The following is a 12,628-nucleotide window of genomic DNA, read 5'->3' on the forward strand; positions in this document are numbered from 1 at the left end:
AACTTGCGTTACAGGCCTCATCTAACTTTGGTGCCCAGAAGAAGACTCGAACTTCCACGGTCTTGCAACCGCCAGCACCTGAAGCTGGTGCGTCTACCAATTTCGCCATCTGGGCAACGAATTGAATTCTAGCATGATTTTTGGCCCCTAAATTGGGCCGACTTCTGAATTCACATGTCCATGGCGAAGATTTTTTCTGGGCCATCAAGGCTTCTCGTTGAAAGCATAAGCGTCTTCAGGGATCCGTGAAAGTGGTGTGCGATGATGTCTAACATTCCGCCACTTGGGCATCTCAGGAAAGAGAGCAATCGTATTAAAAATATTAGCCAGACCAGCGGCTTGCTGGATGAAGTTGAAGGAATAGTCCAAGGCCATCGGGATGGCCATGGATTTGTGTCCCGCGACGACGGCGCGCCCGACATTTACCTGCCTCCCAACGAGATGCGTGCGGTGTTGCACAAGGACAGAGTGAAGGTACGCATCGTGCGCAGTGACCGCAAGGGGCGGCCCGAAGGGCGGGTGGTCGAAATACTGGAGCGGTCGAACCAGCCCATTATTGGCCGACTGCTGCAAGAAAGCGGCGTGTGGCTGGTGGCGCCAGAAGACAAGCGTTATGGCCACGATGTACTGATTCCCAAGGGCGCCACCAGCGTGGCGAAGCCAGGGCAGGTGGTTGTGGTCGAGTTGGTGGAGCCGCCTGCACTGTTTGGTCAGCCGGTTGGGCGTATCAAAGAGGTCCTGGGTGAGGTGGATGACCCCGGCATGGAAATAGAAATTGCCGTGCGCAAGTTCAGTGTGCCGCATGAGTTTTCGGAGGCCTGTATTGCGTTGGCGCGCACACTGCCCGACAAAGTTCGACCCCAGGACAAAGTAGATCGCATCGACTTGACCGATGTGCCCTTGGTCACCATCGACGGTGAAGATGCACGAGATTTCGACGATGCGGTGTATTGCGAACCTGCTACCAAGGGTCGTGGCAAATCAGGTATCAAAGGATGGCGCTTGCTGGTGGCCATTGCAGACGTTAGCCATTACGTAGAAAACGGTTCGGCCATTGATATCGACGCCTATGACCGCGCGACCAGCGTGTATTTCCCGCGGCGGGTTATTCCCATGCTGCCGGAGAAACTGTCCAACGGCTTGTGCTCACTCAACCCCGAGGTGGAGCGCCTGTGCATGGTGTGCGACATGTTTGTCACCGCCGATGGCGAGGTCAACGCCTACCAGTTCTACCCGGCTGTCATGTGGAGCCACGCACGGTTCACCTACACCGAGGTAGCGGCTATTTTGGGCAATACCCGTGGGCCGGAAGCCATCAAACGCAAGGACCGCGTGGGGGATTTGCTCAACCTGCACGGTGTGTTCCAGGCGCTGCTCAAGTCCCGTCAAAAACGTGGTGCGGTCGATTTTGAAACCACTGAAACACAAATCGTGTGTGATGAAAACGGCCGTATCGAAAAAATTGTGCCGCGCACGCGCAATGTGGCACACCGGGTCATCGAAGAGGCCATGTTGGCCGCGAACGTCTGCAGTGCGGATTTCATTGCGCAGAGCAAACACCCCGGCCTCTTCCGGGTGCATGAAGGACCTACGCCGGAGAAGAAGGAGATTCTTCAAAATTACCTGAAGGTGACCGGTTTGGGCATGACGATCAGTGACGATCCGTCGCCCGGTGAGTTTCAGGCGATTGCGGTGGCCACCAAGGACCGCCCGGACGCGCAACAAATTCACTCCATGTTGTTGCGCTCCATGCAGCAGGCGATCTATACGCCTACGAACAGTGGCCACTTCGGTTTGGCCTATGACGCTTACACCCATTTCACCAGCCCAATTCGCCGTTATCCGGACTTGCTGGTGCACAGGGTCATCAAATCCATTCTGGCGAAGACGCGTTACCAGTTGCCGGTGTTGCCGATTCCGGGTGAGGCGCATGCCAAATTGGCCCGCAGGCTGGAGAAAGGTGCCGCGTCCCGTATGGGGCAACCCAACCAGGTACCCAAGAAGACCAACGCCGAAGGTATGGCCTGGTTAGCGGCTGGCTTGCATTGCAGTGCCAATGAACGCCGTGCAGACGAGGCCAGTCGTGACGTAGAGGCCTGGCTCAAGTGCAAGTACATGAAAGAACACTTGGGTGAGGAGTACGGTGGCGTGGTCACTGCGGCCACCAGCTTCGGTGTTTTTGTCACCTTGGACGCGATGTATGTGGAAGGCTTGGTCCACATCACCGAACTCGGTGGTGAGTACTACCGTTTTGACGAAGCGCGCCAGGAGTTGCGCGGCGAACGATCGGGTATGCGTTACGCCATCGGCACCCGTGTACGTATCCAGGTCAGTCGCGTGGACCTGGATGGGCGGAAGATCGACTTCCGGTTGATACAGGAAGGTGATGGCCTAGTATCGCGTGCCATGGCGGACAAAAACGGTGGGCGTGAATCCAAACCTCGCAGTTCAAAATCTGAGCGTTCGGATATGCCCGTTGGTGGTCGCTCGGTGCCGTTTATGGACGAGCCGCGCAAGCGATCAACTGCAAAGTCTGCGAAGACGTCCAAATCAGCGGACAAGGGTTCGGCGTCACAGAAAAAGGCGCCTCGTAAACGCCGTTGACAACGAAGGGCGGGGCGCGGTTTACAGCGCTCGCGCCAGGTCTTGGGCGGTCATGGTGGTATCAGAGCGCCATTCGTCCGCCACCTGGCCGTGTTGATACACGGCGTCATACGCGCTAATAAACACATCAGCGTTGGCCGTGAGGCGCGCGCCAATCAGTCCGGCCAATACATCGCCTGTACCAGCCGTAGCCAGGCGCCCATTGCCGGTCGGGTTGATGTGTGGTAAGACGCCAGGCGCGGCAATCACCGTGCCTGAACCTTTCAAAACTACGACGCAGGCAAAGCGATCCGCCATGGCCTGGGCAACGCCAAGCCGGTTCGCCTGAACTTCTGTCGTGCTGGTTTTCATCAATCGCGCCGCTTCCAGCGGGTGTGGTGTTAGCACCGTGGTGTGGGCGCGTCGTGCCCTTAACGCATGTTGAAGGCCAGTGTCTTTGGCAATAACGTTCAGTGCATCGGCGTCCAGTACCAGTCGGGCGGACTGCTCTAGTAGCTGTGGCATACATGCATGGATGGCATCGCCACCCCCGCAACCAGCCACCACAGTCATGGATGCCAGGTTCATCTCAGACAGACCGCGGAACATGAGTTCAGGATGGGTAGGGTCCAGCCGCATAGTTCCGGCGTCCAGCATGCTGACATACACAAGCCCGGCACCGCCCATCAGCGCGCTGCGCGCCGCCAGCAGGGCTGCACCGGTCATGCCGGACATGCCTCCCACCACACACAAGTCGCCAAAACTACCTTTGTGGGTGTTGTGTGCCCGTCTTGGGTAGGGTGGTCGCCTGGTCAAGCGTGCGCCAGCATGCGCATGCGGGGTCACTCCGAGGCTGTTGAACCAGATATCTCCGCTGGCCTCGCGTCCGTCTGCCGTGAACAGGCCGGGTTTGAGCGTTAAAAGACTGAGCGTGTAGTTCGCCTTGACGTGCAGTGCAGGCGTTGCGCCCGTATCGGCATCCAGGCCCGAGGGCAGGTCAACTGCCAACACGGGCGCGGGCCCGGTGTTCATCCGTTGTATCCACGCTGTGCAAAGGTGGTTCCACGGACGGATGCGGCCGATGCCAAACAAAGCGTCGATACACAGATCGTATTGCTGGGGCGCAACGTCAGCAAACGCCACCCCTGTATCTATTGCTCTCTGTCGTGCAGCTTTTGCGTCAATGGGAGCATGGTCTGGGCTGTCCATACCGGTCACGACAGGTGACTTGCCCCACGACTTGAGGTGTATTGCCGCCTCGTAACCATCACCGCCGTTGTTTCCGGGTCCGCAAGGTATCCAAATTGCTTTTGCATGGGGTGCAATGGCCATCGCGAACTGAGCAACCGCAAGTCCTGCCCGTTGCATCAGCATGTGGGGCGGAAGCAGCTTTGCAGCATTGGCCTCCACAGATCGCGACTGGGCGGTTGTGTAGAGCAGATGGGCGTAGTCAGTGGGGCTGGCGCCGTGAATGCCCAGTATGCGTTCAGAATTCGTAGGTATCTCCTTCGCGCGCCAGCCGGATATCCATTCCATGGGTGATGGCCGCGTTGGTTTGCAATGCGTCTTTGAATGCCTCCTCAAGCGCGTCATCGCTGCGCGTGGGCTCATGGTGCGTACAAAACAGTACTTTTGCGTTCGCTTGTTTAGCGCTTGTAATACTGGAGCTGAAGGTGCCATGTCCCCACCCTTTTTTCGAAGGGTACTCCGCGTCGGTGTAGGACGAGTCTGCAATCAGCACGTCCACATCCCGGATGGCGTCCAGGATGGCTGCGTTTTTGTCGTCAACAAAACCCTGGTATTCGGCGTATCCCTCGTCTCCGGGTTCATAGATGTTGTACGGTGGTTCGTGGTCACCGGTAAAAAACACGGATTTGCCGTTGCTTTCGATGCGGTAGCCGAAGTCGATGACCGGATGGTTGAGCATGCATGGCGTAATCGTTGCGGACCCTATGGTGTGCGATTCGCCAGGAACCAGGGTCACGTACTCCATGCGTGCCTTCATCTCTGCCTCACGGACGGGGAAAAAGCTGTACTGCAGCTGAACCGACATAACCTGCTCAATACCCTTGCCGGAAACCGGGTCAAAACCACCGTGCAGACGCAGGGTGTTGCCTGGAATGAAGTTTGGAATAAAAAACGGCAAACCCTGGATGTGGTCCCAGTGGGAATGGGTAATCAGTATGTTGGCTGTGACCGGCAATTCCGCAAGCAGGGTTTGAGACAAGGGAAAGATGCCGGTACCTGCGTCCAGAATGATGAGCTCGTTGTTGTCGGTGCGAATCTCGATGCAGGTGGTGTTGCCGCCATAGCGCACCGTTTTGGGGCCAGGCGAGGCAATGGATCCGCGAACACCCCAAAATCTGACCTTCATGGCGATTCCTTACAGTTTTTGTCCATCCTGCCACATTGTCGGCCGGAAATCCCAAGGATTTGAGCTGGTAGAGGAGTGGTCAGCGGCACTTGCCGGCATGTTATACTCGACTGGCTTTGCTGATGGTGCATGTAACCGTTGGTGAGCAAATCGCAGATTCGCCCCGTCAAGGTGTTACCGGCTTGAGCAATGCAAATTGCTGCTTGGGCTGGCGATAAGGGGGCTGAATCTTAGACCTAACCTTTGGAGTAATTTATGGCAGTAACAATGCGCGAAATGCTGGAAGCCGGCGTTCATTTCGGACACCAAACCCGCTTCTGGAACCCCAAGATGGCCCCGTTCATCTTCGGTCACCGTAACAAAATCCACATTATCAACCTGGAAAAGTCGCTCCCGATGTTCCAGGAAGCGGCCAAGTTTGTCCGCCAGTTGTCGGCCAAGCGCGGCACCATTCTGATGGTTGGTACCAAGCGCCAAGCGCGCGAAACCGTGGCTGAAGAAGCGCAGCGCGCTGGTGTTCCTTTTGTGGACCAGCGTTGGTTGGGCGGCATGTTGACCAATTTCAAGACGGTCAAGACTTCGATCAAGCGCCTCAAAGAGATGAAGGCCCAGCAGGAAACTGGCTTGGACAGCATGAGCAAGAAAGAACAGCTGATGTTTGCCCGTGAGTTGGCCAAGTTGGAAAAAGACATTGGCGGCATCCAGGATATGGCTGCGTTGCCAGACGCGATTTTTGTGATCGACGTGGGTTACCACAAGATCGCCATCGCCGAAGCACGCAAGCTGGGCATTCCTTTGATTGGTGTGGTGGACTCCAACCACTCGCCTGAAGGCATTGACTACGTGATTCCTGGCAACGATGACTCTTCCAAGGCTGTGACGCTGTACGCCCGTGGCATCGCTGACGCGATCCTGGAAGGCCGCGCCAACCAGATGGACGATGTGGTCAAGGCGGTTGCCGCTGAGAGCAGTGACGAATTCGTTGAGGTGAGCGACGCTTCTGCTTGAAGTTGTCCCGCCTGAAAAAGGGGGCTTCGTTGCCCCTTTTTTTTAGCCCTTTATTAAACTATTGAACTGATTACGGAGATACGAAATGGCTGCAATTACCGCTAGCATGGTTGCTGAACTGCGTGGAAAAACTGATGCCCCTATGATGGAATGCAAAAGGGCACTGACCGAAGCCGAAGGCGACATGGTCAAGGCTGAAGAGTTGTTGCGTGTGAAACTGGGTAGCAAGGCTGGTAAAGCCGCGGCCCGCATCACTGCTGAAGGCGTTGTGGTTACCAGCATGGACGGCAACGTAGGCGCCTTGCTCGAAGTCAACTGCGAAACCGACTTCGTGACCAAGAACGACAGCTTCCTGGGTTTGGCCAATGCGGCCGTGGCCCTGGTAGCGAAAAACAATCCGGCAGACGTGGCTGCATTGGGTGCATTGGCCTACGAACAAGACGGTTTTGGCCCCACATTGGAAGATGTGCGCAAGGGTCTGATTGGCAAGATCGGTGAAAACATGACTTTCCGCCGTTTCAAGCGTTTTGCTACGGGCGCGCAATTGGCTTCCTACCTGCACGGCACCCGCATCGGTGTGGTCGTAGAGTTTGAAGGTGATGCCACAGCGGCCAAAGACGTAGCCATGCACGTCGCGGCCATGAAACCCGTGGCCTTGACCAGCAACGATGTGCCCGCTGAACTGGTGGAACGTGAACGTTCAGTGGCTGCTGCCAAGGCGGCTGAAGATGCTGCGGTCGCGACTGCTGCCGGCAAGCCTGTACAGTCAGCGGAAATTGTTGCCAAACGCATCGAAGGTGGCGTGCAAAAGTACCTGAAAGAAGTTTCGCTGTTCAACCAGACGTTCGTCAAGAACGACAAGCAAACGGTTGAGCAGATGCTCAAAGCCGCTTCTACTAACGTCAAGGCGTTCACCATGTATGTGGTCGGCGAAGGCATTGAGAAGAAGGTTGATGACTTTGCAGCAGAAGTGGCTGCGCAGGTCGCGGCTGCACAGCAAGCTGCTTAATTGACAGCCTTTGCACGCCACACGGTCTAATCGCGATAACTGGAGTCACCCATGAGCCAAGAAAAACCTGCTTACAAACGCATACTGCTGAAGTTGTCGGGTGAGGCCTTGATGGGTGACGACCAGTTTGGCATCAACCGCGACACCATTGTGCGCATGGTGGATGAAATCGCCGAGGTGACACGTCTGGGCGTGGAAATGGCGGTGGTTATTGGTGGCGGCAATATTTTCCGTGGAGTGGCTGGCGGGTCTGTGGGCATGGACCGCGCCACTGCTGACTACATGGGAATGTTGGCAACCGTGATGAATGCATTGGCCTTGGGCGACACCATGAACAAGGCTGGTTTAACCGCCCGCGTGATGTCGGCCATTGGGATTGAGCAGGTCGTCGAGCCCTATGTGCGGCCCAAAGCCTTGCAGTACCTGGAAGAAGGCAAGGTTGTCATCTTTGCGGCCGGTACTGGCAACCCCTTTTTCACGACCGACACTGCGGCGGCTTTGCGCGGCGCAGAAATAGGCGCGGAAATTGTGCTGAAGGCCACCAAGGTGGACGGTGTGTATACGGCAGATCCCAAGAAGGATGCACACGCGACCCGGTACTCCAAGATCACGTTCAATGAAGCGATGTCCCAGAATCTGGGAATCATGGACGCAGCCGCATTTGCCTTGTGCCGTGACCAAAAACTTCCCATCAAGGTGTTCTCCATTTTTAAACATGGCGCGCTCAAGCGGGTGGTCATGGGTGAAGACGAAGGCACCCTGGTGCACGTGTGAGAGTTTGTTTGAACTTGCTAGCGGGCTTGACATTCAGAGGATGAACTATGGCAATCGAAGAAATCAAAAAAACGCTTGATACAAAAATGGACCAGTCCATTGCGTCTTTTAAGAACAATCTGACCAAGATTCGTACCGGACGCGCCAATCCAGCTTTGTTGGACACGGTTCACGTGGACTACTACGGCGCCATGCTGCCGCTCAGTCAGGTCGCCAATCTCTCCTTGTTGGACGCTCGCACCATCAGCGTGCAGCCCTGGGAAAAGGGTATGGGTGCCAAGATCGAAAAAGCCATTCGCGACAGTGATCTGGGGTTGAACCCCACCAGCATGGGTGATCTGATCCGTGTCCCTATGCCTGTGATGACGGAAGAACGCCGCAAAGAACTGACCAAGGTCGTCCGCGGTGAAGGTGAAAATGCGAAGATCGCCGTGCGCAATTTGCGTCGCGATGCCAACGAGGCTGTGAAGAAGCTGGTGAAAGAAAAGTTGGCGTCCGAAGATGACCAAAAACGCTCTGAGGCCGAGATTCAGAAGTTGACGGACAGGCACATTATTGATATCGACCGCCTGGTCGTGTCCAAAGAACAAGACATCATGGCGGTTTGATACCCGTGATGACCTGAAACCAGCACGTCCCTATGGCAGAACTGCATAACGTGCCACGCCATATTGCCATCGTCATGGACGGGAATGGCCGCTGGGCTTCCAAGCGTTTTTTGCCCCGTATTGCGGGGCACAACCGGGGCGTAGAGACGCTCAAGCGCATCATCAGCGCTTGCCCCAGTCGGCATATTGACACCGTGACCGTGTTCGCCTTTTCTTCTGAGAACTGGAACCGTCCGGTTGAAGAGGTGTCTGGCCTGATGGATATCCTGGCCATGGCCTTGTCGCGTGAGGTACCCAAGCTGCAGCGCGATGGCGTCCGCTTGCGCTTCGTTGGCTCGCGTGAAGGCCTGTCTGAACGCGTCAAAAAAGGGCTGGAGGATGCGGAAGCCTTGACAGCTGGCAATACCTTGTTGTCGCTCAATGTCTGTTTCAACTACGGTGGCCGTTGGGATATCGCGTCAGCCGCTGCGCGATTGGCGGCGGCAGGTACACCGATCACAGAACTATCCCTGTCTCAAGCTCTCTCTTTGTCCTTCTGCTCAGATCCCGATTTGCTGATTCGAACCGGCAACGAGATGCGACTGAGCAATTTTCTGTTGTGGCAGTCCGCCTATACAGAGCTGTATTTCAGCGAATTGTTGTGGCCGGACTTTGACGAAGCGGCCCTGGACGCGGCCTTGTCGGACTACGCGTCACGTGAACGGCGGTTCGGAAAAACGTCAGATCAACTGGTCGGCAAATCGGTCACGAAAGCCTAAAAAGGGACCCCATGCTGAAGCAAAGAATCATCACGGCCTTGTTGATGCTGGCCGTTTTGCTGCCGGCCGTTTTTTATCCCGTACCTGAAGTATTTGCTGGGGTCGCGGTTGTTCTGATTTCCGCTGCTGCATGGGAATGGGCGCGCATGAACCAAAGTGGCCCGTTGGCTTCGTTGGCAATCGGCGGCGTGTGTGCAGCGGTGTGCCTGTTGTCCTGGTACGGCGGCTTACTCTATGTCCCGCTCAAGTCGCTGTGGATTGTTGCGGGTAGTGCCTGGGTGTTGTTGGGTGCCTGGCTTTTGTACCGCGGTGTTGCGGTCTGGGGCTGTGTTCCCAGGTCCCTGCGTCTGGTTGGTGGTGTGCTGACGTTGTGGGTGGCCTGGATCGCCGTGGCGCAGGCGCGCATCGAAGGTATCAATTTCCTCTTTTCCATATTTGTGCTGGTGTGGGCGGCTGACATTTTTGCGTATTTCGCTGGTCGGGCGTTGGGTGGGAAGTTTTTCTCCCGCAAGCTGGCGCCATCCATCAGCCCTGGCAAGACCTGGGAAGGGGCTTTTGGTGGAATGCTCGGTGTGCTGGTGTGCGCCGTGGTGTGGCGCTCTCTGGATGCCTCCATGTCCCTGGGGGCGGCAAGCCTTTACACCCGCTTGGGCGTTGTGCATGTGGCCTTCATGGTTTTGGCGCTGTTGTTTTTGGCGACGATGAGCATCGTGGGTGATTTGGTTGAGTCCTTGTTCAAACGCAGTGCGGGTATCAAGGACAGCAGCGGCTTGTTACCAGGGCATGGAGGCGTTTTGGACCGGGTTGATGCATTGCTCCCCATATTGCCGCTGGCGATGATGTTCTCCACTTTATGAACGCAGAAAAAACTAGAGTAGTCGTTCTAGGCTCCACCGGATCCATTGGCGTCAACACGCTTGATGTTGTTGATCGTCACCCCGAACGGTTTGAAGTGTTTGCGCTGACAGCTTCAACCAGTGTTGATGCAATGCTGGCCCAATGTGCGCGGCACAAGCCAGCATTTGCGGTGATGGCCAGTGAGACACACGGCAAACAACTGCAAGACAGCTGCAAGGCCGAAGGTTTGTCCACCACAGTTTTGTGGGGCGATGAAGCCATCGAAATGGTGGCAAGGCATGAGTTGGCTGACACGGTCATGGCTGCCATTGTGGGTGCCGCCGGCCTAGCACCCTGCCTGGCTGCTGCCCAATCGGGCAAGCGCTTGCTGCTGGCCAACAAGGAAGCGCTGGTCGTTGGGGGGCAGCTCTTCATGGACACCGTTGCCTTGGGCGGTGCCCGGTTGTTACCCATTGACAGTGAACACTCTGCAGTGTTCCAGTCCTTGCCGCAAGACCCCAAGGATTGGGCGGCACGTATCGACAAGATCATCTTGACCGCGTCCGGCGGCCCCTTTCGAACCCGCGATCCCATGACCTTGCACCAGGTCACGCCGGAAGAGGCTTGTGCCCATCCCAATTGGGTCATGGGCCGCAAGATTTCCGTCGACTCTGCGACCATGATGAACAAGGCCTTGGAGGTCATTGAGGCCAAGTTCCTCTTTGGTGTGGCGCCGGAGCAGATCCAGGTCATCATCCATCCACAAAGCGTAATCCACTCCATGGTGCAGTACGTGGACAACTCGGTTGTTGCACAGCTGGGCACACCGGATATGCGGGGCCCTATCGCGTATGGATTGTCTTGGCCTGAGCGTGTTACATCGGGAGCAACCGCGCTGGATTTTTCCACGATGGCCGGGCTCAGCTTTGAGACCTTCGATTCCGAAGACCACAAAAAGCGTTACCCGGGCCTTGATCTGGCATGGCAGGTTTTGAGAGCACCTGCAGGCTCAACAGCCGTTTTGAACGCCGCCAATGAGGTCGCCGTTGCGGCCTTTCTCACGCGCAGGATTCGGTTTGACCACATTCACCAGATCAACACCGAGACCTTGAACGTGATCACTCCCGAGACGCCTGCATCATTGCAAGACCTGTTGGCCTTGGATCAGTTGTCAAGGCGTGCCGCAGAAACTGCCATCTCGCGTTTGTCGGCTTGATGGGATAGGTCTGCTCAGTCGATGACGCTACTCGCCTTCCTCGTCGCCATAGTCATCCTGGTCGCCGTGCATGAGCTTGGCCATTTTTCGGTTGCACGTTGGTGTGGTGTCAAGGTTCTGCGGTTTTCCGTAGGTTTTGGCCCTCGGCTGTGGGGGTGGACATCGGCGACCACAGGTACGGAATTTGTCGTGGGCATGTTGCCATTGGGTGGTTATGTCCAGATGCTGGATGAGCGTGAAGGCCCCGTCGAGCCGAACGAACGTGCACAGGCCTTTAATGCACAGCCGCTGCGCAACAAGGTTGCCATCGTGCTGGCAGGGCCTGTGGCCAATCTGATCCTGGCGGTTGCCTTGTACAGCTGGGTCAACTGGACCGGTATCGAAATGGCCCAGGCTGTCGTGGCCAAGCCGCCGCAGGGTTCGGTGATGGCAACGGCTGGCTTTACCGGAGGTGAGCGTATTCTCCAGGCTGGTTTCGAAGGCGAGTCTCTGGAGGACGTGGTGTCTTTTGATGGCTTTCGCTGGTGGCTGGCGCGGGGCGCGATTGAGCAACGCAATGTGCAGGTGGAGTTTGTATCCACTCAGCGACAAACCCCGCAGGCTGCACTGTTGCAGCTCAAGGGTGTCGATGCCAGCAGCGCGGATGCCAAATTGTTCCAGCACATAGGTGCGTCGGCACCGTTCATGCAGGCACGCATCGGTATGGTGGCGCCCGGTGAAGCCGCACAGCAGGCCCAATTGCAATCGGGCGATCTGGTGTTGCGGGTGGACGCCGTCGACATTGTGGATGCTGCACAGTTGCACGCCATGATCCGCGCCTCTGGTCGCAATGGCGTGCCACCCGCACAACGCTGGCTCGTGGAGCGCAATGGTGTGCGTTTGACCGTGCTGGTAGAGCCCAGATCGGTGCAAGAAAAGCCTCCCGCCGTGAACCGCTTGAGAGCAATGTTCGCTGACTGGTTTGGTACCCCTGCGGGGCCAGACACAGCGGTTCCCACGGTGGGCCGCATTGGGGCCGGAATTGCTGCGCCGCCAGAAGCAGCGGTTGTTCGTTATGGTTCGCTGGACAGCGTGGCGCAGGCCGTCGCGCGAACCTGGGAAACCTCGGCTTTGTCGCTTCGCGTCTTGGGGCAAATCGTGACCTTGCGGGCATCACTCGACAATTTGAGTGGTCCTATCTCCATTGCCGACTATGCCGGCAAGTCAGCCGCCATGGGCCTCACACCGTTCCTGCTTTTTCTCGCTTTGATGAGTGTCAGTCTTGGGGTTCTGAACCTGCTGCCGCTCCCCATCCTCGACGGAGGGCACCTGATGTATTATCTTTGGGAGGCACTTTCCGGCAAGCCTGTGTCGCAACCGTGGACAGAACGGCTGCAAAAGTTTGGGTTGGTGATCTTGCTGATGATGATGTCCGTTGCCATCGTTAACGATGTGACGCGTTTGCTGCGGTGAGCAACCGGG

Annotated in this window: 12 protein-coding genes and 1 tRNA gene; 9 read left to right on the forward strand and 4 right to left on the reverse strand. The window is 56.7% G+C overall.

Annotated elements, in window-relative coordinates; all coding sequences use genetic code 11:
* Positions 1-28 precede the first annotated feature (28 nt).
* Both HZ993_RS01055 and HZ993_RS24230 read right to left on the reverse strand, forming a co-directional pair.
* Positions 29-115: transfer RNA gene (locus HZ993_RS01055), tRNA-Leu, on the reverse strand.
* 89 nt (positions 116-204) lie between these two features.
* Positions 205-387: a hypothetical protein gene (locus tag HZ993_RS24230; RefSeq protein ID WP_245214025.1), complete on the reverse strand. Its 183-nt coding sequence runs from the start codon at positions 385-387 to the stop codon at positions 205-207.
* On the opposite strand from HZ993_RS24230, the gene rnr reads away from it, so the two are divergent.
* Positions 340-2,604, forward strand: a complete 2,265-nt coding sequence (rnr, locus tag HZ993_RS01060) for a ribonuclease R (RefSeq protein ID WP_245213771.1) — start codon at positions 340-342, stop codon at positions 2,602-2,604. The two genes, HZ993_RS24230 and rnr, sit on opposite strands and share 48 nt — an antisense overlap.
* A 21-nt stretch (positions 2,605-2,625) precedes the next feature.
* Here rnr and HZ993_RS01065 read toward each other — a convergent pair whose 3' ends face one another.
* Entirely contained in the window at positions 2,626-4,176 is a 1,551-nt protein-coding gene (locus tag HZ993_RS01065) for an NAD(P)H-hydrate dehydratase (protein WP_371816992.1), read from the reverse strand.
* A complete protein-coding gene (locus HZ993_RS01070) occupies positions 4,070-4,957 on the reverse strand; it encodes an MBL fold metallo-hydrolase (protein ID WP_209395435.1) in 888 nt (295 codons plus the stop codon). The genes HZ993_RS01065 and HZ993_RS01070 overlap by 107 nt, the downstream gene beginning before the upstream one ends.
* 255 nt (positions 4,958-5,212) lie before the next feature.
* Between HZ993_RS01070 and rpsB the strand changes: the two genes are divergently transcribed.
* The 8 genes from rpsB (at position 5,213) to rseP (ending at position 12,619) form a co-directional block, all read left to right on the forward strand.
* Complete coding sequence (gene rpsB, locus HZ993_RS01075; protein WP_209395436.1) at positions 5,213-5,965, forward strand: 30S ribosomal protein S2; 753 nt, start codon at positions 5,213-5,215, stop codon at positions 5,963-5,965.
* 85 nt (positions 5,966-6,050) lie between these two features.
* Complete coding sequence (gene tsf, locus HZ993_RS01080; RefSeq protein WP_209395437.1) at positions 6,051-6,974, forward strand: translation elongation factor Ts; 924 nt, start codon at positions 6,051-6,053, stop codon at positions 6,972-6,974.
* A 51-nt stretch (positions 6,975-7,025) separates the two neighbouring features.
* Positions 7,026-7,748: a UMP kinase gene (gene pyrH / locus HZ993_RS01085; protein WP_209395438.1), complete on the forward strand. Its 723-nt coding sequence runs from the start codon at positions 7,026-7,028 to the stop codon at positions 7,746-7,748.
* Between the two features lie 47 nt (positions 7,749-7,795).
* On the forward strand, positions 7,796-8,356 hold the full coding sequence (frr, locus tag HZ993_RS01090; RefSeq protein WP_209395439.1) for a ribosome recycling factor: 561 nt from the start codon (positions 7,796-7,798) through the stop codon (positions 8,354-8,356).
* 32 nt (positions 8,357-8,388) lie between these two features.
* On the forward strand, positions 8,389-9,114 hold the full coding sequence (uppS, locus tag HZ993_RS01095) for a polyprenyl diphosphate synthase (protein ID WP_209395440.1): 726 nt from the start codon (positions 8,389-8,391) through the stop codon (positions 9,112-9,114).
* 11 nt (positions 9,115-9,125) lie between these two features.
* A complete protein-coding gene (locus HZ993_RS01100; RefSeq protein WP_209395441.1) occupies positions 9,126-9,971 on the forward strand; it encodes a phosphatidate cytidylyltransferase in 846 nt (281 codons plus the stop codon).
* A complete protein-coding gene (locus HZ993_RS01105) occupies positions 9,968-11,167 on the forward strand; it encodes a 1-deoxy-D-xylulose-5-phosphate reductoisomerase (protein ID WP_209395442.1) in 1,200 nt (399 codons plus the stop codon). Before HZ993_RS01100 ends, HZ993_RS01105 begins: the two co-directional genes overlap by 4 nt.
* Before the next feature lie 21 nt (positions 11,168-11,188).
* Entirely contained in the window at positions 11,189-12,619 is a 1,431-nt protein-coding gene (gene rseP / locus HZ993_RS01110) for an RIP metalloprotease RseP (RefSeq protein WP_209395443.1), read from the forward strand.
* Positions 12,620-12,628: the final 9 nt, after the last annotated feature.

It is taken from the genome of Rhodoferax sp. AJA081-3 (genome assembly GCF_017798165.1).
Taxonomy (GTDB): domain Bacteria; phylum Pseudomonadota; class Gammaproteobacteria; order Burkholderiales; family Burkholderiaceae_C; genus Allorhodoferax.

Coding starts and splice junctions, on each gene's coding strand:
- HZ993_RS24230 (WP_245214025.1), bottom strand. CDS start 387: ATGGCCATCCCGATGGCCTTGGACTATTCCTTCAACTTCATCCAGCAA.
- HZ993_RS01065 (WP_371816992.1), bottom strand. CDS start 4,176: ATGACGCGCTTGAGGAGGCATTCAAAGACGCATTGCAAACCAACGCGG.
- HZ993_RS01070 (WP_209395435.1), bottom strand. CDS start 4,957: ATGAAGGTCAGATTTTGGGGTGTTCGCGGATCCATTGCCTCGCCTGGC.
- rpsB (WP_209395436.1), top strand. CDS start 5,213: ATGGCAGTAACAATGCGCGAAATGCTGGAAGCCGGCGTTCATTTCGGA.
- tsf (WP_209395437.1), top strand. CDS start 6,051: ATGGCTGCAATTACCGCTAGCATGGTTGCTGAACTGCGTGGAAAAACT.
- pyrH (WP_209395438.1), top strand. CDS start 7,026: ATGAGCCAAGAAAAACCTGCTTACAAACGCATACTGCTGAAGTTGTCG.
- frr (WP_209395439.1), top strand. CDS start 7,796: ATGGCAATCGAAGAAATCAAAAAAACGCTTGATACAAAAATGGACCAG.
- uppS (WP_209395440.1), top strand. CDS start 8,389: ATGGCAGAACTGCATAACGTGCCACGCCATATTGCCATCGTCATGGAC.
- HZ993_RS01100 (WP_209395441.1), top strand. CDS start 9,126: ATGCTGAAGCAAAGAATCATCACGGCCTTGTTGATGCTGGCCGTTTTG.
- HZ993_RS01105 (WP_209395442.1), top strand. CDS start 9,968: ATGAACGCAGAAAAAACTAGAGTAGTCGTTCTAGGCTCCACCGGATCC.
- rseP (WP_209395443.1), top strand. CDS start 11,189: ATGACGCTACTCGCCTTCCTCGTCGCCATAGTCATCCTGGTCGCCGTG.